The following is a 23,429-nucleotide window of genomic DNA, read 5'->3' on the forward strand; positions in this document are numbered from 1 at the left end:
CCCCACTTCAGAATCCATCTCGCCCTCACAGGCAAGAGTGACCGTTCACGCCTTCAGTTCCAAACGCGATTCCCCTGCATTGCGAGTTGGGCTAACTCCAAGCCAGAAGCACAAGCTGACCTTAATGCAAACGTAGCCGCTGGCCTATCTACAGAGGAAGTTGCTGAGGGTTTTGCACTCCATACACGACCACTAATTTGGAGGGTCATGCTAAGGATGTTATTCGGGGATGATAACTCTCCTGTCGCGTCTGAGGATTGGAGGGCCGAGCATGACGTATTCACTCGGTGGTTTGCTTGTTGCGTTCACAGGCCACTGGATCGTATCCGATGGGCACCAATTATCCGTGGATCGCATGGCATTGGCAAAGGTACGTTTCAGCACATGGCAAAAGCCCTTATGGGTTCGGGTAGTGTGAGTGTCGTAAATGACCTTGAAGGAATTACTGGTCAATTTGCTGGTGAGAAGGCTCTGACAAGATTGCTGGTCGTCGATGAGTGTTGGTCAAAGTCAGGTAAGGCAATGGAGAGATTTAAACCCATTGTTTCCGAGGACCATGTAACCGTTGAGCGCAAGGGTGAGCAGTCATTTTCCACACGAGCAACTCATAACACTATCGTCTTTTCCAATCACCATATGCCATTCAAATCAGCTGAGACTGAACGCCGCTGGTGGGTGCCGTGTTACCGGAATTATGATCAAGGTGAGGAGGCATCAAAACAGACTAATCAGGCTTTTCACGCAGAAGGGAATAGGTTGGTTCGCGAGGCAATGCCATTGGGAAAAAATGGGGATCAGAGGCAGATTAGGGACTTGCTGTGCTGGTTGAAAGTCATTGCTGATATGACGCCTCCTGCTTGGTTTGGTACTGCACCAGCTTCCGAAGGCTTCATGGACTTGGTTGATTTGGATACGGCAGATGCACAAGATGAGCTAAAAGCGTGGCTAAGCGGTTTGGACATGAATGAGGCTCTGTCCTTGGCTCAGGTGGTGGGTGCATCCTCAGTCCCTCAGTCTGTGTTAATAGGCATCATGACCAAAGAGTTCAATTTCAGGTCAGCCCAGATGAAGGGGCGGAAGGTCTGGACTAAGGCACCTGTGGGGACAGGGCCTACTCGCTTAGTAGAATACAAATCTCCGTAATTCCCACTATAGGGCTGCTGGCTTTGCTGTTGGTGGCCCTTCTCACTTGGATAGTTAGGTAAATCGGTATGAGGCGTATGACCCTTGTATGAGTTTATGTATGACCCTACAAAATGCCTTACACACTTATTTATATGGCTCAAACCGCTCTGTGTGACCCGTATGACCCTACAACCATTCTATTATATACTGCCAACCTAGGAATTACACACAAGCACTACTCACCAAGTAGTTGTGACTGCGCCACACAAGTGGTCCTGCTCTACAGGCATTAAAACACCAGACTGCCCAACCGTTCTCCGAGTGCAACTGAATAATCCAACTACGCTGTAGGTGTCCCATGTGGGGGGGCATTCCCATGGTGCTAGATCGCGCTCTGAGTGCGCTAGAAGGCCGTTTTAGGGCGTGACTCTGATTTTGGTAGGGGTAGTAGCCTAATGGCCTAGTGTTATGCACCTAACGCAAGATCCTTGCAAAATGAGGAGAATTTTATTGTGTGTTTGAGCCGAGCATCCTAGCTTCCCATTATGTCCCTTTCAGATATCACCTACGAGAACGTGCTCGCAGCAATCAAAGAACATGAGGAAATCGGCTCAGAGGCATTCCTAGCCAAGTATGGTTTTGGGAAATCAAAGACCTACCTGTTGGAACATGATGGTTCTCTTTATGACTCTAAGGCGATTGTTGGTGTAGCGCATTCCTTTGCGAAACCGGAGCTTGGTCCTCTTGATAGAGCCAAATTCAGTGGTGGAAAGTCTGCGGCGACTAGGGTCTTGGAAGCCCTTGGTTTCAGAATTGTGGAAAAAGGCAAGCAGTCAAATCAGAATCCAAACTGGACAAGAGACGAACTTATTCTATCCGTTGAGTTCTACAAAAAGTATACACCCTCAATACCCGGAAAGACTGACAATCGCCTGATCGCACTTTCAGATGAGATACGTGCTGTCGCTGAGAGCCTTGGCTTGCATGGGGATGAAACCTTTCGCAACCCCAATGGGGTTTACATGAAGCTAATGGAGCTTCGGAAGTATGACCCAGAATATAAGGGTAAGGGGCTTGGTCGAAAGCCTCGAGCCATCGAACAAGAGGTTTGGAACCTATCAGACAGCGAAATCGTTACTGCTGCCAAATTAATACGTGCTGCTCTTCTGGAAATTGAGCATGAAGACACTGCAAAAACCATCGTAGCTGAGGCGTGGGAGCCGGAAATTGTAGATGCCGCAGAAGGTGCTTTGGTAACTAGGCTACACAGATACCGTGAACGCTCTCGCAAGATTACCAACGAAAAGAAAAAGCAATTCATGAAAAGGCATGGAAGGTTGTATTGTGAGGCTTGTAGCTTCGACTTTGTTGAGACTTATGGGGCACGCGGCTCCGGATTTATTGAGTGTCACCACACAGTGCCTGTTTCAACAATGGAACCCGGTCGAAAGACCAAGCTTTCAGAACTCGCTTTGGTTTGTGCAAACTGCCACCGAATGATCCACTCAAAGCGACCGTGGCTAGAAATTGAACAGCTTAAATCGCTGTTGAAATCATAATGGCTAAATCCTTTTTCGACACCATTTCTGTGTCTTTTTGCGACGTCATTCATTTGCATAGCATCGACATCCCGAAGGTCAGCTATCCCAGTTTTGCGCCAAGTTCTGTGGGTCCGCTTCGGGCTGACAGTCGTCATCTGACGTTTTCACTCGCATTACTTTCTTCATAACCTCATGCCCGCATTCACACAGGTATCTTGCGTCAGGTGCAGAACACTAGAGGGGTCGAAAAAAAGGGCTTCTGTTGCTTCTCGATTGGGGTTGATGGCTTGTGGTGTGTAAAATATCAGTGATATCAATCCGAGATAACAGCTTTACTTTGGACTTTCTGCCGTCAACGTTGGCAGCATTAACTGGTCGGTGTTATATTGGAGGATGTCGGCTGAGCCAATAAAACTTTGGGAGTATGGTGAGATTACATACAGTTCCGACAGCGACGATATACAGGACGACCCATTTTGCATCCGGGTAGTTTTTCGCTCTCAACAGCTCGGCCAAATCTTCTCGGCTGTTCTCCGTGTAGATGTCATTGATGCCTCAATCTATTCGTTACGTGAGAGGAAGCCTGTGGCGGGCGTAGCTTTTGACGTTTTTAGTTCAAAATTAAAAGATGGCTTAAGTATTGGAAATTTTACAATCGCAAAAACTTCCTCCGACGTAGACGCCCCCAGTTCATATCCACCAGTTGCGCGCGCGCGCGATTTTCTGGGGGAAATATTGACACATTCAAAAGATCGAAAGACAGTTTTTGATATAAACTCAGGTTTGTATTCGGAGAAGGAAAGTCGAGTGCGAACAACATTAGAGATAGAGTCTCAGATTAGTGATGAGCAATATCGCATTATCAAATCAGGACATGAAAGGGAAAAAGTCATCGCTGAAGCGACTGGAACTGAACCTCCGAAAATGCCCAGTAAGGAAACGTTAATTGAAGAAGCCGTTTGGTTATTCTTTTCACCCGCATGGCCTCGGAACATTAAAGAACCAGAGTGGGACGAGCAGCAAAAACCTCAACGAAGGATGCTTAAATGGGAAGCTGAACATAAGCGGTATGAGCAAAATTACTTGCGTAAAAAGAGAAGAGATTTCCTCCTAGAAAATTTCAAGTTATGGGCTTGGATTGTTATTTTGATAGCCACGTTTATAGGCCTCATGGGTCATTTTTTTCCGGATTTAGAGCTATAAAACCAGAAACCTATGACAAGCAGAAAAGCTAACCTTGGTGCACTCCACATTTAACGGTGGAAGCAGTCCGAAAGGGTCGTTACGGATCCCTTTAATTGCCGTGGGTGTCTTCATCAGATAAAAAAATATAGTCAGCATCGAACTTGGCTACTGTAGAAGCGGCAGATCCATCGTCATCTCGAAAAACCCAGCCGAATAACGGGATCCAAGCCAACGCTCTGTATACGAAGGCGTCAATTAGATGGTCGCGAAATGCTGGAGCTTTACTGTATCTTCGCTTGGCCCGCTTATACTCCTCCATTCGCTCGGGATACTCTGCGATAAGTTGTTGGCGTCGTGCATGTAGGGCGTCTTCACGACGCTTTTCAATAGTTGCATTATGGGCCACTGCAACTTCACGCTCTCGTTTTTTTCGTTGCTCCCGTTCCCGATAATAACTTTCTCTTTTCTTCTTTATTTCTGAAATCCGGATCGTTTCAGCCCGTTTTTGCGCTTCTAGGAAAGTAGTTGCCTCTTCGATTGCATCATCAGTTGGATTTTCCAGAAGAAGCGAGTTAATCGTGGATTGGTCTTTGTTTTTCCAGCAGGAAATATAGCTAATAGCTTCGGAATTTGTTACCGATGGTTCAGGAAAAAACCTGATTGCATGTGACTTGACTTCGGAACCGGACAAGTAGTCTCTGGCGTCTCCCTTTGTCGCAAACGTTGCAACTTGGACCCCACTAGATGTTAGGGATACGACGGCAAATTTCCCCTTTGGATAGACCATTGGATTTTTCTCTGAGTGGCGATCGCGAATAGATAATTACAGTATAGGTGTTAAATGGCCATGGCCAGCGGATGATGCCTAGCGGTAGACTATGCTCAGGACCCAATAATTAATCGCCATTGGCCCGAAAGTAAATTCCAGCAGCAAGTCGCAAGGCGTAGGAACCACCAATGTCGGAGAAGGCAATAATAATGGGGATGACGATCTCTGAATCTGTCGACTTTGAGAGACTCACTCAGTGTTGTGCCTCTGCCGTTCGCTGTATCATTGGACACCTAATTTCCACTACCCCCTTAATTCCCACTGCGGGGGGGGTGCTGGTGGTTTAGATGCGCAATTTTGCGTGTGTAAGCTGGTTAGGCCATACCCTATCCCAGTACCTGAAGAAGGCCACTAATATCGCTGTTATTCTTACTCAAAAGCGAAGGCAGTGTAGACACGTTCTGTGGTGGCGTAATGGCCTAGAGGGGTAGAAATCGGACTTCTATGGCCTTGCGATTGGGGGCTGAGCACTTTCTTCTCACTGTTTCCGCATACCTCCAGTGATTCCGTAAATAGTTCCCTCAATGTGTCCGTTAGCGTATGCCTCAGCGGTCACATTAAAATAGTTAAGAAGAGGTGTCCGTAGGGGTGTCGAATCATCAACGGACAGTATATCTTGAGGACAGCACCTTAACGGACACCTCAGGAGACCATCATGACCCAGACAATCCTTTATGCCAGAGTATCGACATCAGACCAAACAATCTCACACCAAAAGACTCAAGCGGAAGCGGCGGGTTTCAAGATTGACCAAGTCGTCTCAGATGATGGCGTATCTGGAGTCAGCACCAAGCTATCAGAACGGCCTGAAGGTAAGAGGCTCTTTGATCTTCTAAGGTCAGGTGACACGCTTGTTGTAAGGTGGGTAGATCGACTTGGACGGAACTATCAGGATGTGACAGATACAATTCGGCTTATGATGCGCAAAGGGATTATCATCCGAACCGTAATCAACAACATGACATTCGATGGCGCGACAACCGACCCTATGCAGGAAGCTGTAAGAGACGCACTGATAGCATTTATGGCTGCAACTGCCCAAGCCCAAGCAGAGGCAACTAAAGAAGCTCAGAAGGCTGGTATATCTGCTGCCAAAGGGGATGAGCGAAAGTATCTTGGAAGGAAGCCCAGCTACAGTCAGGAAACCTTATCACTCGTCACTGATTTGTTGTCCCAAGGCTCAGGCACATCTGAGATTGCAAGGTTAGCAGGTCTGTCACGTCAGGCTGTACTGCGGATCAAAGCAGACCCGGTAGCGGCTCAGGAGGCATTGTCTAGGTGGTTGAATTAAGTTGAAGCTATGATTGGCCCTCAGCATACATGACCAATATCGCCAAGGCTAAGGCGAGAGGTGCCTACAAAGGCAGACTTAAGACTGTTGACGATGCCAGGCCAAGGCTGCAATCTTCGAGTGCATCGAGGTCTTCTACAACCGCCAGCGACGCAACTCCGGGGTCGGATATCAAACGCCTCAACAGGCCTTCAACAATATGACTTGGAAAATGGCCGCCTAGGGTCAATAACTAAACTGTCCGGTTCTAGGGACGAAGTTCAAATCTGGCTCAACGCTCACAAGCATAGACTCTAACTTTCGCCGGATATCTTCGGGAATATCTTCGGAAATCTCAAGACTATCAAAATATTGTACTGGGCAGCCATCACGCAATATCGATGCATATGGCACCGCTGCTGTTATGTTGTTGCAGCGAGTATCGAATAATGGCGTAACATCAGCATTATCAATCGATATGAAAAGACTGACATTAGGCCTATTTTTTATTTTTCGCCCGAGAACATCCCCGTAAATCTGCATATGAGAAACCCCGAGTTGTGGCTGTGAGTTCACTTCACAAATCCAGAAGTTTCCGTCACGCCATGATTGTGACGCGTCTATAGCTAAAATGTCGATGCCAGTTATATTGAGTCGCATGATATTACTAATTTTCTCACAAAGCACGCGATTATCAGGGTGAAACTCGCTGATAAAATCCAGAGAATGTCCGCCACGACTTACACTGGATATTGAGGTAAGATAAATGCTTTCACCTTTTTTGGGGACAGAACTCATCCCCACAGATTGCTTAGTAAGTGTTCGAACGACATCATCGTCAATCTTAAGAGCCATCATCGAGGAGTTCGGATTCAGCCTCAAAGGTTCATTGTTAAACCCATCTAGTAATTCTTTGACAGTTGACTGACCATCTCCAAGCAATTGCGCTGCAACTCGTTTAACAACACGAACCACCTCGCCGTCAATTGTGTTTATTCGATACACATCACCGGGGACATGCTGTTCAATAAGAATAGATCCATATGAAGACTCCGAGAGTTCAGAAAAGCACTCCTTCAGTTCATCTTCATCAATAATGTTTGCAAACACTCCCCGACCTTGTTCTTCGGATTCAGGCTTGAGAACGACCGGGTACCCAACTCTTTCGGCAAATCGCACTGCATCTTCAGCAGCACGCACACGCGCCTGTTGCGCAACAGGAAAACCCGACATCTTCAATAAGCGGTTAGTGTCTAATTTGCTCTTTGCTAGGGAAACACCAATCGAACTTTCCTGATCTGTAATCGAGCCGCTGAAGATACTTGAGCCACTTCCGTATCCAAAGATAATGTATCTTTGATTGAATACCTTGAATGGAATTTTGCGTTCCGCTGCAGCCGCGATAAAGTTGCCTGCGTTCGTACCTGCTGAAAGAAAACCGCGCGCCTGTTTCTTCAGGTCTTCTTCAAATTCGATGATATTCTCATACTTCAAACCTTTCCGGAGCTTCGATAGGAGGAGCTGAACAGCATTGATATTAAATACACTCATGGCTGGGGATAAGGTCGGAAGAGCAAAGCACAACGAGTCACCATCCTCAAATACCTTGATAGGCGTAAACCTTTGGTCCCCACAGTGGTGGTTTAAGATATCAATGACCGTAACATAGAGTGCTGAGGCTGCGTTTAAATTTACTACCAAGCCGTCAGTTGAGAACCTGTTGCCATCTTGAAAGACAGGTAAGCTTTCTTGCAGTTTTTTTAATGTTTTAGAGATGGTGTCTGATTCTGATGAAGCATTACTAAAACGCATAACAAGCGAAGACTGAATCGCGCCATAAGCGTAGCCATTAATCTTCTGTATTTCGATCTTCATCAATCTCGCTCCTCAGAGACATTTGTTGCGTTAAGTGATTTTCAGATGCCTGTATAGTCTGGCGTTCTATCTGTCACGTCCCCGAAGCTGGTTTGGGTTTTTCTTAAAAAACTCGGGTTTGATTTTGTGCCAATCTTTCAAGGCTTGCAAGGGCGTCCTGCTGCCAAGAACTGATTGTGGTAGCTGTTGGTTGTAGAGCCAGACGTAACGCACAAGGGTCTGCTCGAGGTCTTCGCCTGATTTTAAGTTGTGCCCTTGCAAAACATCCTCGATGCGTCCGTTGAACCGTTCGACCGTGCCATTAGTTTGCGGCGACTTTGGTGGGTTCAGCTGTGCTGACTTCAATTCTAAGAAACAGGCTGGTATGGGCGCTACAGCCATTGCGAAGGAACTGGGCATAGGTCGAGCTACAGTTTATAAGTCGTTACAAACACTCGAATGAGGGATGAATGCTCAATGGCGAATTGTGCGCGATGTAAGGAAAAGCTTGGCTTCCTAAGCACAGGAAATTATTGCGACAAGTGTACTGCTGAGAACGCTATCAAAGAGACCGAAGATGCTCAGAATGCTGTAGAACTTAACCGTTTGAAGAAAGAGGAACAGGAAAGGCGTTCCAAGGCTGAGGCTTTAGAGAGAACTAACAGGATTAACGCCATTCTTCTCACAACAGAGACAGCACCTAACCTCAATATCACCAAGCGGATTGAGATCGTCACGGCTGAATGCGCTTTTGGCATGAATATATTCAAAGACCTTTTTGCAGGTGTCAGGGATATTGTTGGTGGCAGGTCCAAGGCAGTTCAACAGACCATGCGTGATGCACGTCGAACAGCACTCTACGAGTTGAAAGCCGAGGCTCATCTTGTCGGAGCTAATGCTGTAGTGGGAGTCGATCTTGATTATGTTGATCTCGGTTCCTCAGGTAGCATGGTGATGTTGGTTGCATCTGGAACGGCTGTGATTATCGAAGACTGACAAGCCTTCACAACTAAAAATGTGGGACCCCAGAAATCACTGGCAAACGGATTCGCTTTGGTCTGGTAGGCTGAGTGCGCTACTAAATAAAAAAATGAAAACGTCTCGCTACTTCCGGGCTAGCCGTGAACTGTTGAGATATGCCCAAAAGTTGGTGACGAGCTTCATCAGGCGGCGTTTTGAAATTGCTTGATCCCGTCCTTGAACTCAACCCCCTGAATGACTTCGGGCAGGCGGTTTCCTGTTATGGCCCTTTGCCATGTCCGCAAGTCGCATAAATTAGGTGCGGAAGTCACCCCAGTCTTTACAGGCAAGAGCGGCCAATTGGTTTTCCAGCATATTTTTGGCTGGGTAGGCTGAACCATACGCTTGAGCTATGACACTACTCTGCTTTGTCTTGTGGGCAATAAGGTAGTCTCTTTCAGCAATAGGAACTCTAGCGGCATCAAGTCTGTCTTGCCACGTATGGCGAGCACTATGCGCTGTCACACCATCTCTCAAAATTCCAGCTTGCTTTCGTACCTTATTTGCCTCAGCAGATGCTCGGTCACGTCCAGAAGTAATATTTGCAAACTCAGGGAAAATTGGATCGTTAGGGTTGCTAGGCATTTCATAGCTCCTGAGGGCATCTAAAAGCGGCCCAACCAAAGGAATATTCGCTTGTATGCCCTCCTTATCAAGCCTCCTGATACCGTTATGTCTAAGGTACATTGTTGGGATGTTTTCGGTAAGATTTATATCGCGAGCCTCTAACCCGTATGCATCACTTATTCTGCAACCTGTGTATAATAAGAACAATATGAGCAGTCTGATATGATCCTCAGCCTCTTGGGCTGCTGCCTCGTACCTACTAAATTCGTCTGGGTTCAAAGGCCACTTCTTCTTCGATAGCTGTTCCTCACGCCTCTTGTTACGCAATTTGGCGAATGGATTACGCATGAGATGATTGCCAATATAAAGGCCTTGCCCCTTGTCAATGATATGAGAAAAAACCGCACTTGGGTAACGAAGATTACTATCACCAGTGGCTGAATTTAGGTGCTGTTCCCGCAAGAAGCGCCTAAAGCCTGTAGCCTCTTCAACTGTGATGCTTGTAACAAGGCGTTCAAAGCCTTTTGAAGTACGGCCACCCTCAATAAACGCAGCAAACTGTGAAAGCACACGCTTGGTGTTAGTCGTTTGAGATTGAATAGTTCGGGCGTTACCACCGATATTCTTTTCAGCATAGGCCTCAAGATAAGACAGCATTGCATCCTTTAAGGTCGGCGTTGTAGTGGTCGCTATAGTGCCTGAAACGATACCCTGAATAGCACCTTCTACTGTCGAAGCCTTGAGTTTCTTGTAGGGTGTCACATAGTCAGCTTCGCCCCATTTGCCGCTATTATAGTCTTTCTCTCGTTGAACTTCGTCAATTTGTTGTTCGGCAGCTATATCGTAATAGGTGTCTCTGATTTCAAAATACAATGTCTCTGCGTCCTTAAAGGCAGCATATTCTTCATCCGTGTACCCAGCCTTCAAGACTGGAGCCTGATCTGGATGGATACCCCAGTTACGTACTCGACTATCAGCAATGTTGCGAATGTCTTGAGGCGCTAAGTCTTTGCTACCTTCGAGAATCTTTGTCAGCGTCATCTTTGTGGCATTGAACTCTGCCAACAGCAGTGCGCACCTCTTGAGAGCGGTGGCCTCATCTTTGGTCTCTAGCGCAACCTTTACTTCACGTTTGCCCCACAGGCTACGAAGCTTCTCAGGCACTTGTTTGCGAAAGGAATAGAATCCAGTCGCCGACCGTTTCATACCGTTCTTCTGTCTGACCTGCCGCATATCATGTACCAATTTAGTACCATCATTCAGTACCAAATCAGCTAAAATGACACGGAAAGTCAATATAATAGGGGATTTTAGTGATAAATGGTGCCCCCACACGGACTCGAACCGCGGACCTACTGATTACAAATCAGTTGCTCTACCAGCTGAGCTATAGGGGCACTGCGCGGCTTCCTAATGCTTGAATCATCGACGCGCAAGGCCATTTTTACACAGAGCGTGGTGGTTTTATCCAACGAAATTCCTCTATATGTGGCCAAGATACAAAAACACCTGCGGAGCACACCTCAAATATGCAACTGGTACTTCATGCAGGCGCACATTTCACCGAAGAAGAGCGGCTTGTCCGTTGCTTGTTGCGTAACAAAGAGGACTTTTCGCGGCGTGGTGTCGCTGTTCCTGGACCAAGCAAGTATCGCACCATTCTGCGCGAAACACTCGCTGCAATGCAGGATCACACCCCTGCCCCGGATGCGCGGGATGTATTGCTCGACATGATCCTCGATGACGAATCCGCGGATCGGATGATTTTGTCGCACTTGTTCCTGTTTGGCGCACCGAGGGCCTGCGTTCGCGATGGATTGATCTACGAAGCCGCGCCGCACCGCATGGCGCAACTTGCCAGCCTGTTTCCAAACGACGAGATTGAACTGTTCCTGGCACTGCGCAACCCGGCCACCTTTTTGCCTGCTTTGTTCACAGCCGCACCGCAACAGGACATGAACGCCTTCCTGCGCGGTGCGAGTCCGTATGAAATCCGTTGGTCGGATACATTGCATGCCATCCGGGATGCTGCGCCGCAGATCACCGTGACCACGTGGTGTTTCGAGGACATGCCGCTTTTGTGGGCTCAGATCATACGCGAAATGGCAGGCCTTGAGCATGGAGAGAAAATCATCGGCGGATTCGACCTGTTGTCGGACATCATGTCGGCCGAAGGTATGCAACAATTTCGAGCCTACCTGAAAATTCATCCCACGATGACGGAAATCCAAAAGCGGCGTGTCATTTCGGAATTTCTGGGCCAATTCGTGATCGAGGACGCGATCGAAGAAGACCTGAATGCCCCTGGGTGGACCGACGAGATCATCGACACGATGACAGAGATCTACGACGAAGACATGGCCGAAGTCGCCCATATTCCGGGCGTGACGTTCATAACGCCGTGAGCATGGGTCGCGGCTGAGATCGCCTTGTTGTCGGTTGCCTTAGCGTCAAGCCCCGTCAATATCCGCATCAGCAGGTGCATCTGGGCCGAAAAAAGGCTGGCTTTTCGCAGACTCCGAAAGCGGCGACGACAGGGCAGCCTTCATTTACAGATTGATCATCACGGCTGAAATGAATGACATCGATCCACAAGAGTGGTGCGCTGACGGTCACTGACAACCACCAAACATGCCCGTCCCGCGCGCATCCGGCCTTCGACCGTGGCGTTGGACAACCTCAGTTTGTTTGTGCGTCAGCCTCAGTATCTGCACCTGCCAACGCCGTATTGAGTGCAGGCAGAAACCGGTTTTCATAATCGGACCCGACCAGCGGCCCGATAAATCGAAACAGCACCGTGCCGTCGCTGTCCAGAATGAACGTCTCTGGCGGGGCAGTTACGCCCCAGTCAATGGCCGACCGCCCCTCGGGATCAAAGGCGACCGCGACAAAGGGATTGCCGTCATCTTCCAGATACCCGGTTGCGGCATCTGCGGTGTCGCGAAAATTCACCCCGATGATCGGCATGCCGCCTGCGGCCATCTCAAGCAATCTGGGATGCTCGGCCCGGCACGGTGGACACCAGCTGGCCCAGAAATTCACCAGCGTTACCTCGCCCCGTGCCAGATCACCCTCCGTGACACCTGGAAAATCCGCCAGCGTCTGTTCGGTCAGCGCAGGTGCCGGCCCGCCCAGCCGGGTCGAGGGTAACTCGTTCGGATTGTCACGAAACATGCCGATGGCCGCAAAGGCAACAAAGCTTGCAAAGATCAACACTGGCACCAGCATCAGCGGCGGTATTCTAGCCATCCCGCTTGCTCCGCCGCTCGACGTCCTGCATCTCGGCCCGCACCCGGCGTCCACGCCACAGGCTCAGCGCCACGATGCCGACCAACAGCACCAGCGATGCCGCGTAGGCCGACAAAACCGCGTCCGCGTATTTCCCCAGATCAGGCATCCCGCGCCTCCGCGTGCAAATCGGTTGTACGCGTCTCCCGCGCAATCAGCGCGCGCGTCCGGCGCACCCGGATTTCGGTGCCGGTCCGATAGAGGACCAGGGCCAGAAACAAGAAGACAAATCCGGCGATACAGACCAGCAAGGGAAAGTAGAACACGTCCGCCACGTTCTCTTCCTTGTCGAGGCTCAGCGACGCGCCCTGATGCAACCCCTGATTCCAGAAGTTGACCGCATAGCGGCTCAACACCGCGAAAACCGTGCCCACAAGGCACAGGATCGCGGTCAGGTCCGCCGCACTGTCAGGGTCCTCGATGGCCTCCCACAAGGCGACATAGCCCAGGTAGAACAGAAACAGGATCAGGAACGACGTCAGCCGCGGATCCCACGCCCACCAGGTCCCCCACATCGGCTGGCCCCAGATCGCGCCGGTCACCAGCGCGATCAGCGTCATGACGATGCCCACAGGCGCCGCTGCCCGGGCCGCCAGCGCCGACACATGGTGACGCCGGATGATCCAGATCAACGACGCCACCAGCATCATGAACCACGCATTGATTGCCATCAACGCGGACGGCACATGCAGATAGATGATCTTGACGGTGGACCCTTGCCGGAAATCATCCGGGGTGAAGAAAAACCCCCAGACCAGCCCGACGACGAGACAAATCGCGGCCCCGCCCCACAGCCACGGCAATACCCGCTCGCTGAGGCGCAAGAACTTGACCGGATTGGCATATTCCCAAAGTGACATAATGCGTATCTAAGCGCTCAACGCGCCGTTCTCAATCCAAAATAATGTTATCGCAGGTTCACACGCAGCACAGCCGCCGCGGCAAAAGGCATCAGGGCCAGAACACAGCCCGTGATTCCCGCCAGCAGCAGCAGCGGCGTCCCGGTTTCAAGCCCCTCCGCGCCCCGCCGCGCGGCCTCTGCGCCAAAAATCAGGGTCGGGACATAAAGCGGCAGCACCAGCAAGGAGAGCAACAGACCGCCCCGCTTGATCCCCACCGTCAAAGCCGCGCCAAAGGCACCGATCATCGACAGCGCCGGTGTCCCCAGCGCGAGGCTGACCACCAGCGGCCCATAGCCCGCGACAGGCAGGTTCAGCAACACGCCCAGCACCGGTGCCACCAGCACCAGCGGCAGACCCGTCGTGATCCAGTGTGCCACCGCCTTGATCGCCACGACCCCTTCCAGCGGCAGAGGCGAGGTGGCCAGCAGATCCAGCGCCCCGTCTTCCCAATCCACCGCCAGCAGACGATCGAGGGACAACAGACAGGCCAGCAAGGCCCCCAGCCACAAGACCCCCGGCGCGATCCGCGCCAGCAAGGCCGCCGCAGGCCCCACGCTGAACGGGACGAGCACGACAACGATCAGGAAAAAGGCAAGGCCAAGGCCAAAGCCGCCCCCTGCCCGCAGCGCCAATTGCAAATCCCGAAGCAAAAGGGCTCTCATAAAAATGCCTCATCCGCGCCCTGTACATCCATGGCCAGCGCCCGGAACGGCGTCACATCCAGAACGTCGGCCTCAAGCCCAAGGTCGATATGGGTGGCAATCAGCGCCATGCCGCCCGCCGCGAGATGCGCGCGCACGGCCGTGGCAAACATCGCAACCGAGGCCGCATCCAGTGACACGGTCGGCTCATCCAGAACCCAGACCGGGCGCCCCGTCACCATCAACCGGGCCAGTCCCAAACGACGCTTTTGACCGGCTGACAAATGCCCCGCCCGGCGCGACGCCAGCGCACGCAAATCGAACGCGTCCAAAGCCGCATCAATCGAAGGACCGGCAAAGACGGATGCCCAAAATCCAAGGTTCTCCGTCACGCTCAGCGCCGCCTTCAACCCGTCCGCATGGGCGGCATAGGCAATGCGATCCTCAGCGCCGGAAATCTCGCCCGCCATCAGGGGCTGCAAGCCGGCCACCGTGCGCAACAGCGTCGTTTTGCCCGACCCGTTGGGCCCGCGCAGCACAAGGGCCGCCCCCGGCGACAGGGTGAAATTCACTCCCGCCAGAATCGCCAGGCCACCACGCGCCACCGTCAAATCCGTCACCGTCACATCCATGACCACAGACCTAACCCATTGGCATGGGACGAAACACCCATCTGCGTTCCAAAAATTCCTCGGGGGAATGCGCATCATCGGGGGCAGACAGCCCCCTCCCCGCTCTCACACCGGCAACATGGCCAGGGCAATGCGCCGCCCTTCGCTCAACAGCACATTATAGGTGCGCGCCGCAGGGGCGGAAGCCATGACGTCCACGGCAATCCCGGCCTCTTCCAACGTGTTACGCAACGGTGCCGGAATATGCGCGATCTCCGTGCCCGTGCCCATGAACAACACATCCACATGACCCGCCAGTTCCAGCAGGGGCGCGGTGTCATCATAACCCCCCCAGGCTTTCGTCCCGGTCGGGCCGGTCAGCGCCGCCCCCATGATGACCTCACCGCCAATGCGGAAAAAACCGGGGCCATAGCCCTCGACAGGCTTGGCATCTGTAAAAGTGATCTCATTTAGTCTCATATCTCAATACCTAATCCCAAAGCGGCAGCGCGGAAAGGGCAGAAAACGCAATCAGTACATAGGCCACCGCCCGATAGAAAGCCTCAAGGGACGGGCGAAAAATCGCAGCACCTATCATGTTGCCCGCAATATTTGGCAGCGCCAACACAACACCAATCCACAGCGCATCGATCAGCAGCCTACCATTTGCCGCATATATCCCGATCAGCAAGAGATCATAGAAAAACAGATACAGCAGGATCGTCGAGCGAATGACGGCCACGGGCAATGTGCTGGCAAGATAGAGGGTGATGATCGGCGGTCCCGGCACGCCCACAACCCCGCCCAGAAACCCGGCAAGCCCGCCGGTTGTCAAAACCAAAGGCGGCGTCAGCTTCCCCTTGAAGCGTACCCCCGAAATCAGACAAGCAAGCGTCGTCAGGGCAACAGCACACAGAACATAGCGAAAAACAAACGGATCGATCAGCAGCAAAAGCCAGACACCAACCGGCAAAACAACGGCGGTCGCGCCCAAAAGCCGCGCCAAATCAGGCCAATGCACCTGCTGGATCGCGCGCCGCAAAATCGGCAGCGGACCAGACAGATCAGCAACGGTCATGACCGTGATCCCGGCCACCGGACCCAAGGCCGCGACGGTGGCCGGCAACAGGATCAGCCCCGACCCAAATCCGGAAAAACCTCGCACAAGCCCGGCAACAAAAGAGACAATGCACAACCACCACAGCCCCGGCAACGCCAGGGCTGTGAGGAGGATGTCAGGCATCTATGTTGGCGTATTGATTGCCAGCGGTGTTGTCCGGCTTGTCCCAGTTCCGTTTTACACCGAGCCAAAGCAGAATGGTGGACGCCACGAAGACCGACGAATAGGTCCCGACGATCACGCCCCAGATCATCGCAAAGACAAAGCCCCGGATCACGTCACCGCCCAGCACATAGAGCGAAATCAGCGCCAGCAGGGTCGTGACAGAGGTCATGACGGTCCGGCTCAGCGTTTCGTTGATCGAGATGTTCAGAACTTCGGCCAGCGGTTTCTTCTTGTACTTGCGCAGGTTTTCCCGAACCCGGTCAAACACAACCACGGTGTCGTTCAAACTGTAGCCCACGATCGTCAGCAAGGCCGCGATAATGGCCAGATCGAACTTGATCTGAAGCTCGGAAAAGATACCGATGGTCAGGATCACGTCATGCACGAGGGCGGCCACGGCGCCCAGAGCAAACTGCCACTCGAACCGCAGCCAGATATAGATCAGAACAGCCCCGATGGCCAAAACCACCGCAAGGGCCGCCGTCTGGATCAACTCGCCCGACACTTTGGGCCCCACGGATTCGACCGAAACGAACTGGATGTCCGGCACCGCTGCAACCAGCGCCGCCTCCACGTCGCGAATGGTCTCAGGCGTCACCGCCTCCTGACCGTCCTGCGCCTGAATGCGGATCATCGCCACGTTCTGGTCCGCATCAAAGGTCGGATCGAACACCTCCGTGATCGTGATATCCCCCAATTGCAGCGGCGTGATCGCGTCACGGTAGATCCCGATATCCACCGGCTGCGTGCTTTCGGTCCGGATGGTCGTCCCGCCCCGGAAATCAATCCCGAAGTTCAGCCCCTGAAGGGCGAACGAGGCAAAGCCCACAACCACCATGACCGCCGAAATCCCCAGCCAAAGCTTCCAACGGCTGAAGAAATCGAAGGTCGTGTCCTGTTTGACCAGCTTCAAGCGCATCTTCACACCTCGATTGTCTTGGGGCGGCGGCGTTCAAACCACATCACCACCATAAGTCGCGTCACATAGATCGCTGTGAAGACCGATGTTATGATGCCCAGCCCCAGCGTGATCGCAAAGCCGCGCACCGGGCCGGAGCCCATGGCAAAGAGGATCACCGCCGTGATGAACGTCGTGATGTTGGCGTCGATAATGGCGCTCAACGCCTTTTCATAGCCCAACTCGATCGCCCGCGCCGGTCCTCTGGCAGATTTCAGCTCTTCGCGGATCCGTTCGAACACCAGCACATTGGCATCCACCGCCATTCCGACAGTCAGAACAATCCCCGCAATCCCCGGCAGCGTCAGCGTGGCCCCCACCAGACTGAGCAGGCCAAAGATCATCGCAACGTTGACGATCAGCGCGATATTCGCAAAAATGCCAAACAGGCCATAGCTCAGGAACATGAAGACCAGCACCGCCGCAAAGGCCACCATGGTGGCGATCTTGCCGGCATCGATGCTGTCCTGTCCCAGTTCCGGGCCAATGGTCCGCTCTTCGAGAAAGACCAACTCGGCCGGCAAGGCCCCCGCCCGCAAAAGCACCGCCAGGTTGGTCGACTCCTCAACGCTGAACCGCCCCGTGATGATACCCGACCCGCCCGGAATATGGGACTGGATCACCGGCGCGCTCACCACCTCGTCATCCAGCACGATCGCAAAGGGCGAACCGATATTCTCGGCCGTATAGTCGCCAAATGACCGTGCCGCGGATGTGTTGAACCGGAAGGACACCGCCGGAGAGCCGTTCTGATCAAAGGACGGCTGGGCATCCACCAGATCCTCTCCCGTCACCACAGGGGCGGATTCGATCACGTAGAACAGCCCCGGCTCGTCCAGCGACGGCACCAACCTGTTGCCCACACCGGGCGCCTGCGTTGCATCCGACGTGCGGCTGACAACAGGGTTGAACGTCAGTTGCGCCGTGGTGCCGATGATCTCTTTCAACTCGGCCGCCGATCCGATGCCGGGCACCTGGATCAGGATCCGCTGCGCGCCCTGCCGCTGAATGGTCGGCTCACGGGTGCCGACCTCATCGATCCGGCGGCGGACAATTTCCAGCGATTGCTGCACCGTGCGCTGATCACTGGCCAGACGTTCCGCCTCGCTCAGGGTCACGATGATCACATCGCCATCCGACGTGACGTCGATATCATTCGCGCCGACCCCGGTCAGGGTCTGCACCGGACGGGCCAGCGCACGCACGACCTGCAAGGCACGGGGCATCCCGTCAATCTCGCCAATGCGAATACGCAACTCATCGGGGGGCGACGGCTGCAAGCGAATGGTGCCCACGGTGGCCCGCTCGGGCCGCAACGCATCACGGATCTCGGGCCAGGCCGATTGCATCCGGCTGGCATAGACATCCGCCACCTGCACTTCGGCCAGCAAATGCGCCCCGCCCCGCAGATCGAGGCCAAGGTTGACCAGCGCCGACGGCATCCACGACGGCCACTGCGCGGCAAGGGCCTGATTCTCGGGGGTATCCGCCCCCAATTCAATCGCCGCCACAGCGTCATTGTGCTGCTCAACCCGGGTGTAAAACCCGTTCGGCAGCGCCAACATCAACCCGGCAGCGACGGTGGCCCAGATCAGGACCCGTTTCCACGCATCGAACTGAAGCATTACTTCGCGGGCTCGGTCTTGCTCAGAACCTGGGCAATGGTGGATTGCACAACACGCACCTTCACACCCTCGGACAACTCGACCTCGATCTCATTGTCTTCCTTGACCTTGACGACCTTGCCGATCAATCCGCCCTGGGTGACCACCTGATCGCCCCGGCGCAGCGCGCCCACCATGGCCGCATGCTCTTTGACCTTTTTCTGCTGAGGACGGATCAGCAGGAAATACATGATCGCAAAGATCAGAATGAGGGGGATAAACTGGGCAAAGGCTTCCATGATCGTGTCCTTGTTCTTGCGCGGAATTGAAGGGCCTGAAACCGCCCTCGCAGAGTTTGGCAGAACCTATGGGCGGCGCTGGACGTGCGCAAGGTGCAAAGGACACGAAAGCGCAGCGGAATGAGCCGCAGGCGCAAAAGTTCCTTGACCAGACACCCTTTCGCGTCAGGGTGGTGGCTGGAGTGCGGACCGGAGACCATGCAGGACACATTTGTAACGATCGTGGCGTTTATCGCCGTCGCCATTGGCATCCCCCTGTTCGGGCTGCTCGGCGCGACACTAATGGAAACGGCGCGGTCCAAGGCCCTGCTGGAAAAACTTGGCCTGTCTCAGGTGCACCCCGGCCTCGTCGCCGTGGGTTTTGCGCTCTACGGCGCAATCGCGCTCCTGCTCTTTGGCGGTCTGCTCATGTTGATCGCTGGCACCGTCGCCTTGCCCTTTGACGAGACCAAGAGCTCGGCGGAACTGCGAACGGAATACCTTTTCTACGTTCTGCGTCTCGCGGGTCTGACCACGGTGCTGGCCGCCGTCATCGCCCTGCCCTTTACCGTGATCCGGTTACGCCTGACCCAAGAGCAAACCAAAACGGCCAAGGACTCGCTCTTCAATGAAAAGATCAACGCCGCAACCCAAGGGCTGTATGCGCGCAGGCAAGTCACCAAATGGAAGCGCAAGGACGGCTACGAGCACATATGGCAAGACGACATCGTACAACGCGCTGCCGCCATCGACCGGCTCGAAGGGCTGGCCGAGGAAAACCGCGACGACGTGCCCCGCATCGCCCGCCTGCTCTCGGTTTACGTCCGCGAACTCAGCGCAGAGGTGCCTGCGAAAAAACCGCCCAGCGATGTGTCGCCAGAGGAGTTTCGCGAATGGGCTAGAAAATTGCCCAAGCTGCGGTCCGACATGGAAAAGGCCGCACAAACGCTTGGGCGATTGAGCACGCTCGAAAAAGCGCCATTAGAACAGGGCGAAATCGACCTGCGCGGCGCAAATCTGCAAAAGGCAGACTTGAGCGGGTTGGATTTCCAAAACGCGCTTTTGTCCGCGGCGCAGTTGCAGGGGGCGGACCTTCGCGGGGCGCAGTTGCAGGGGGCGGACCTTCGCGGGGCGCAGTTGCAGGGGGTGGACCTTGTCGAGGCGAAGTTGCAGGGGGCGCACCTTGGCGGGGCGCAGTTGCAGGGGGCGAACCTTGGCGAGGCGCAGTTGCAGGGGGCGGACCTTGGCGGGGCGCAGTTGCAGGGGGCGCACCTTGGCGGGGCGCAGTTGCAGGGGGCGTACCTTGTCGCGGCGGAGTTGCAGGGGGCGGACCTTGTCGCGGCGGAGTTTGACGCGTCAACCTCTCTGACCAACGCTACTCTCCAAGGTGCGCTGGTCGGAGAGGTTGATTTTACATCTGTACCACAGATCATGGATTTTCTTGATGATATCTTTGGCGATACCTCGGTGACGCTCCCAAACGGCATCGACTGGGATCACAAGGCCTGGCCAGCGCATTGGCCAAAGAAAGATCTGGATTGGGAAGACTTCAGAACCGAATGGCGCGCATGGCAAGCCACCCTGCCCGACGGTTGGGACAAGGATATCCCCAAGGACGAAAGCTAACCAAACCTTACCCCACCTTCACGATGCCGGTGCACAGGTGGTGCACGCCCGGTGTACGCGCTGTGCACCCCCAATCACCCCCTTTTCCCCGGCGCCGCAATCGGGCATATCTCCGCGCATATTTCAGGTCCGAGGACGAACCCATGCACGACATACGCGCCATCCGCGAAAACCCCGCAGCCTTCGACGCCGCCCTCGCGCGCCGTGGGGACGCGCCGGTGTCGTCCGACCTTCTGGCCCTCGACGAGGCCCGCCGCGCCAAGATCCTCGCGGCCGAAACTGCACAGGCCGAACAGAACAAGGCCAGCAAGGAAGTCGGTGCCGCCAAGGGCCGTGGCGACGAGGCAGAGTTCGAACGTCTGCGCGCCTTAGTCGCTGAAAAGAAAGCGGAAATCGCCTCCATGCAAGAGGACGCCAAGGCCCTCGACACCCAGCTTTTGGACGCGCTCGCCTACATCCCCAACCTGCCCGCAGACGATGTTCCGGACGGCGCGGACGAAGACGACAACGTCGAAGTCACCCGCTGGGGCACCCCCCGCAGCTTTGATTTCACGCCCAAAGAGCACTTTGAAATCAAGGCCGTCGCGCCCAACATGGACTTCGAAACCGCCGCCAAAACCTCCGGCAGCCGCTTCGTGATGCTCAAAGGCGCCGTCGCCCGCATCCACCGCGCGCTGGCGCAATACATGATCAACACTCATGTGGATCAAAACGGCCTGACCGAGGTCAACACCCCCGTCATGGTCCGCGATGATGCCATGTATGGTACTGATAAGCTTCCCAAATTTGGCGAAGACAGCTACCGCACCGAAGAGGGCATGTGGCTGATTCCCACCTCCGAAGTGCCCCTGACCTACACCGTCGCGGGCGATATTCTGGACGCCAGCGCCCTGCCCATCCGGCTCACCGCCCACTCGCTCTGCTTCCGCTCCGAGGCGGGCAGTGCCGGCCGCGACACCTCCGGCATGCTCCGCCAGCACCAGTTCGAAAAGGTCGAGATGGTCTCCATCACCCATCCCGACGACAGCGACGCCGAACAAAAGCGTATGCTCCGCTGCGCTGAAAGCCTGCTGGAAGCCCTTGAAATCCCTTATAGAACCGTCATCCTGTGTACGGGCGACATGGGCTTTGGCGCGCGCCGCACCTATGACATCGAAGCGTGGTTGCCCGGCCAGAATACCTACCGCGAGATCAGCTCCGTCTCCACCACCGGCGACTTTCAGGCCCGCCGCATGAACGCCCGGTTCAAGCCCGCCGACGGTGGCAAACCGCAATTCGTGCACACGCTGAACGGCTCCGGCCTCGCCGTGGGCCGCTGCCTGATCGCGGTGCTGGAAAACGGCCAGAACGCGGATGGCTCCGTCACCTTGCCCAGCGTTCTGACCCCCTATTTGGGCGGTAAAACAACGCTTTACGCGGACGGATCGCTCGGGTGATCATTGCACGACCCTCGCACTGATGACCTAATCAGCCGCCGCCAGCGCTCCTCAACGTGATCGGCAAGACGGTCGCGCGATTTTCGCACGGAACAAACGCATGTCCGCTCTTGAGGTGCGTGCCGCGGCCCATACTGCCAGTGTCATGCACCGCCTTGTCGTCGATGCTGCGCAAACCAATAGTCCCCGACCATGTCTGCAAGCGAACTTGGCCTGCAAGCAGCGCCCAAAGAACCCACGGAAAGGCATTGTTCAGAGACAGTGTCGGCATCGCAAAAACCCATATGGCACCCGCAAATACTAGCGTTTGGAACGAAAGACCGCCCCGCCATTCGTCGATCAATAATCCGATTGATCGGCGTTCCGCATTCCCTTCCACAGTTTCAAGGTTTCACATCTGTCCGCCTGTTCCGTGTTTCACTTGCACCGGATGATATGTTCAGGAGCGGGCTGTGTCGGCTCCATGTTTTTCACAATGGAGATTCAGATGGCGGCTATGTGTGTCATGACGACTCCAACTCCTTGAAATACATAAAAATACAGTATCTTATCTTGCAAGCGCATCTTCACAAAAAAAATAGACGGTAACAAATCATGCCTGTGCTTGTTCTGATCCTGACGATTGCCTTTGGCATATCCCCGTTTTGGGTGCCTGATTTTGGCGGATTTGACGCAGACCAATTTCCGATCCCCCAGGATAACCCACCGGTCCAACCGGCAGGCTATGCCTTCGCGATCTGGGGCGTGATCTACGCCTGGTTGATTGCGGGAAGCGTGTTTGGCGTCTGGAAACGAAGACAGGATCCAGCATGGGCCGCAATGCGTCTTCCGCTCGCGCTGTCCATGGCCGTGGGAGCCATCTGGTTGCCCGTTGCCGTGCTCAGCCCGATTTGGGCGACGATCCTGATCTGGGCGATGTTGGTGACAGCTTTGTGGGCGCTGTGGCGCAGCCCGTCACAGGACCATTGGGCAGCCTCTTGGCCGATTGGGCTTTACACCGGATGGCTGAGCGCAGCGAGCTTCGTTGCCCTCGGTCTGCTGTTGGCTGGTTATGGATGGACAAGTGGAACGACAGCGGCCTGGATCATGATTGCAGCAGCCATATCATTGGCTTTTGCCGTACAATCGCGCCTTCAAAATGCGCCGACCTACGGGTGCGCCGTGATCTGGGCTCTTGTGGCGATCGCGGTCCAGAATGATTTTGCCTTGATCGGAATAGGTGGTGCCGCGCTTGCAGGTGCGGCAGCAATGGCATGGATTACACTCAAGTCGAGCACCGGAAAATGACGCATTTTCCGGCTCGGATTTTGGAACAAAATCCGCTCTGACACCTAGGCAGCACACCCATTAATTCTTGTTTGATTGCATAGTTTTGTGATTCAGTTTCGTTCAAACAACGGGCGGGAGGA

At 54.1% G+C, this 23,429-nt stretch carries 23 protein-coding genes, 1 tRNA gene and 2 pseudogenes; 11 read left to right on the top strand and 15 right to left on the bottom strand.

Features of this window, described 5'->3' with window-relative positions:
* The first annotated feature begins 216 nt into the window (after positions 1–216).
* From LC354_RS18385 to LC354_RS18395, 3 genes are all read left to right on the top strand, one after another.
* Positions 217–1,143, top strand: coding sequence for a primase-helicase family protein (locus tag LC354_RS18385; protein ID WP_223426642.1), 927 nt, complete (start codon positions 217–219; stop codon positions 1,141–1,143).
* Between the two features lie 527 nt (positions 1,144–1,670).
* Entirely contained in the window at positions 1,671–2,684 is a 1,014-nt protein-coding gene (locus LC354_RS18390; protein ID WP_223426602.1) for an HNH endonuclease, read from the top strand.
* A 375-nt stretch (positions 2,685–3,059) separates the two neighbouring features.
* On the top strand, positions 3,060–3,869 hold the full coding sequence (locus LC354_RS18395; protein WP_223426605.1) for a hypothetical protein: 810 nt from the start codon (positions 3,060–3,062) through the stop codon (positions 3,867–3,869).
* 91 nt (positions 3,870–3,960) lie between these two features.
* Here the strand turns inward: LC354_RS18395 and LC354_RS18400 are convergent, their stop codons facing one another.
* Positions 3,961–4,638, bottom strand: coding sequence for a hypothetical protein (locus LC354_RS18400; protein ID WP_223426606.1), 678 nt, complete (start codon positions 4,636–4,638; stop codon positions 3,961–3,963).
* Between the two features lie 697 nt (positions 4,639–5,335).
* On the opposite strand from LC354_RS18400, the gene LC354_RS18405 reads away from it, so the two are divergent.
* Positions 5,336–5,971, top strand: a complete 636-nt coding sequence (locus LC354_RS18405; protein ID WP_223426608.1) for a recombinase family protein — start codon at positions 5,336–5,338, stop codon at positions 5,969–5,971.
* A gap of 91 nt (positions 5,972–6,062) precedes the next feature.
* Positions 6,063–6,194 (top strand): annotated as a pseudogene (locus tag LC354_RS18410) (IS3 family transposase); the annotation flags it as partial.
* Between the two features lie 2 nt (positions 6,195–6,196).
* On the opposite strand, the gene LC354_RS18415 reads toward LC354_RS18410, so the two are convergent.
* Entirely contained in the window at positions 6,197–7,825 is a 1,629-nt protein-coding gene (locus LC354_RS18415; RefSeq protein ID WP_223426609.1) for an acetate--CoA ligase family protein, read from the bottom strand.
* Between the two features lie 66 nt (positions 7,826–7,891).
* Positions 7,892–8,158, bottom strand: a pseudogene (locus tag LC354_RS18420) (integrase core domain-containing protein); the annotation flags it as partial.
* Between the two features lie 31 nt (positions 8,159–8,189).
* On the opposite strand from LC354_RS18420, the gene LC354_RS18425 reads away from it, so the two are divergent.
* Complete coding sequence (locus LC354_RS18425; RefSeq protein ID WP_223426643.1) at positions 8,190–8,267, top strand: helix-turn-helix domain-containing protein; 78 nt, start codon at positions 8,190–8,192, stop codon at positions 8,265–8,267.
* 14 nt (positions 8,268–8,281) lie between these two features.
* On the top strand, positions 8,282–8,800 hold the full coding sequence (locus LC354_RS18430; RefSeq protein WP_223426611.1) for a YbjQ family protein: 519 nt from the start codon (positions 8,282–8,284) through the stop codon (positions 8,798–8,800).
* A gap of 279 nt (positions 8,801–9,079) precedes the next feature.
* Here LC354_RS18430 and LC354_RS27905 read toward each other — a convergent pair whose 3' ends face one another.
* Both LC354_RS27905 and LC354_RS18440 read right to left on the bottom strand, forming a co-directional pair.
* The gene (locus LC354_RS27905; RefSeq protein ID WP_223426612.1) at positions 9,080–10,726 is read right to left on the bottom strand and encodes a DUF6538 domain-containing protein; all 1,647 of its coding nucleotides are present in this window, start codon (positions 10,724–10,726) and stop codon (positions 9,080–9,082) included.
* Positions 10,713–10,788, bottom strand: a tRNA-Thr gene (locus LC354_RS18440). Before LC354_RS18440 ends, LC354_RS27905 begins: the two co-directional genes overlap by 14 nt.
* A gap of 132 nt (positions 10,789–10,920) precedes the next feature.
* Here LC354_RS18440 and LC354_RS18445 point away from each other — a divergent pair.
* Positions 10,921–11,796 (top strand): hypothetical protein, encoded by an 876-nt coding sequence (locus tag LC354_RS18445; RefSeq protein ID WP_223426614.1) that lies wholly within the window; start codon positions 10,921–10,923, stop codon positions 11,794–11,796.
* Positions 11,797–12,070: 274 nt separating this feature from the next.
* Here the strand turns inward: LC354_RS18445 and LC354_RS18450 are convergent, their stop codons facing one another.
* The 10 genes from LC354_RS18450 to yajC all read right to left on the bottom strand — a co-directional run bounded on the left by LC354_RS18450 (position 12,071) and on the right by yajC (position 18,979).
* Complete coding sequence (locus LC354_RS18450) at positions 12,071–12,640, bottom strand: DsbE family thiol:disulfide interchange protein (RefSeq protein WP_223426615.1); 570 nt, start codon at positions 12,638–12,640, stop codon at positions 12,071–12,073.
* A complete protein-coding gene (gene ccmD / locus LC354_RS18455) occupies positions 12,633–12,788 on the bottom strand; it encodes a heme exporter protein CcmD (RefSeq protein WP_223426618.1) in 156 nt (51 codons plus the stop codon). Before ccmD ends, LC354_RS18450 begins: the two co-directional genes overlap by 8 nt.
* Complete coding sequence (locus LC354_RS18460; RefSeq protein ID WP_223426621.1) at positions 12,781–13,539, bottom strand: heme ABC transporter permease; 759 nt, start codon at positions 13,537–13,539, stop codon at positions 12,781–12,783. Before LC354_RS18460 ends, ccmD begins: the two co-directional genes overlap by 8 nt.
* 47 nt (positions 13,540–13,586) lie before the next feature.
* A complete protein-coding gene (ccmB, locus tag LC354_RS18465) occupies positions 13,587–14,243 on the bottom strand; it encodes a heme exporter protein CcmB (protein WP_223426623.1) in 657 nt (218 codons plus the stop codon).
* Positions 14,240–14,854 (bottom strand): heme ABC exporter ATP-binding protein CcmA, encoded by a 615-nt coding sequence (gene ccmA / locus LC354_RS18470; protein ID WP_223426624.1) that lies wholly within the window; start codon positions 14,852–14,854, stop codon positions 14,240–14,242. Before ccmA ends, ccmB begins: the two co-directional genes overlap by 4 nt.
* 105 nt (positions 14,855–14,959) lie before the next feature.
* Entirely contained in the window at positions 14,960–15,313 is a 354-nt protein-coding gene (locus LC354_RS18475) for an Mth938-like domain-containing protein (RefSeq protein ID WP_223426626.1), read from the bottom strand.
* Between the two features lie 10 nt (positions 15,314–15,323).
* Positions 15,324–16,076 carry a sulfite exporter TauE/SafE family protein gene (locus LC354_RS18480; protein WP_223426628.1) on the bottom strand — a complete coding sequence of 251 codons (753 nt, stop codon included), beginning with the start codon at positions 16,074–16,076 and terminating at the stop codon, positions 15,324–15,326.
* Positions 16,069–17,037 (bottom strand): protein translocase subunit SecF, encoded by a 969-nt coding sequence (secF, locus tag LC354_RS18485; RefSeq protein WP_223426631.1) that lies wholly within the window; start codon positions 17,035–17,037, stop codon positions 16,069–16,071. The genes LC354_RS18480 and secF overlap by 8 nt, the downstream gene beginning before the upstream one ends.
* A gap of 2 nt (positions 17,038–17,039) precedes the next feature.
* Positions 17,040–18,701: a protein translocase subunit SecD gene (gene secD, locus LC354_RS18490; RefSeq protein ID WP_223426633.1), complete on the bottom strand. Its 1,662-nt coding sequence runs from the start codon at positions 18,699–18,701 to the stop codon at positions 17,040–17,042.
* On the bottom strand, positions 18,701–18,979 hold the full coding sequence (gene yajC, locus LC354_RS18495; protein ID WP_223426635.1) for a preprotein translocase subunit YajC: 279 nt from the start codon (positions 18,977–18,979) through the stop codon (positions 18,701–18,703). Before yajC ends, secD begins: the two co-directional genes overlap by 1 nt.
* Positions 18,980–19,177: 198 nt before the next feature.
* On the opposite strand from yajC, the gene LC354_RS18500 reads away from it, so the two are divergent.
* The 3 genes from LC354_RS18500 to LC354_RS18510 all read left to right on the top strand — a co-directional run bounded on the left by LC354_RS18500 (position 19,178) and on the right by LC354_RS18510 (position 23,307).
* Entirely contained in the window at positions 19,178–20,584 is a 1,407-nt protein-coding gene (locus tag LC354_RS18500) for a pentapeptide repeat-containing protein (RefSeq protein ID WP_223426636.1), read from the top strand.
* Positions 20,585–20,727: 143 nt separating this feature from the next.
* Positions 20,728–22,020, top strand: a complete 1,293-nt coding sequence (gene serS, locus LC354_RS18505) for a serine--tRNA ligase (protein ID WP_223426638.1) — start codon at positions 20,728–20,730, stop codon at positions 22,018–22,020.
* A 594-nt stretch (positions 22,021–22,614) separates the two neighbouring features.
* Entirely contained in the window at positions 22,615–23,307 is a 693-nt protein-coding gene (locus LC354_RS18510) for a TspO/MBR family protein (RefSeq protein ID WP_223426640.1), read from the top strand.
* Positions 23,308–23,429: the final 122 nt, after the last annotated feature.

The sequence above is a fragment of the Tateyamaria pelophila genome, from assembly GCF_019966495.1.
Taxonomy (GTDB): Bacteria; Pseudomonadota; Alphaproteobacteria; order Rhodobacterales; family Rhodobacteraceae; genus Tateyamaria; species Tateyamaria pelophila.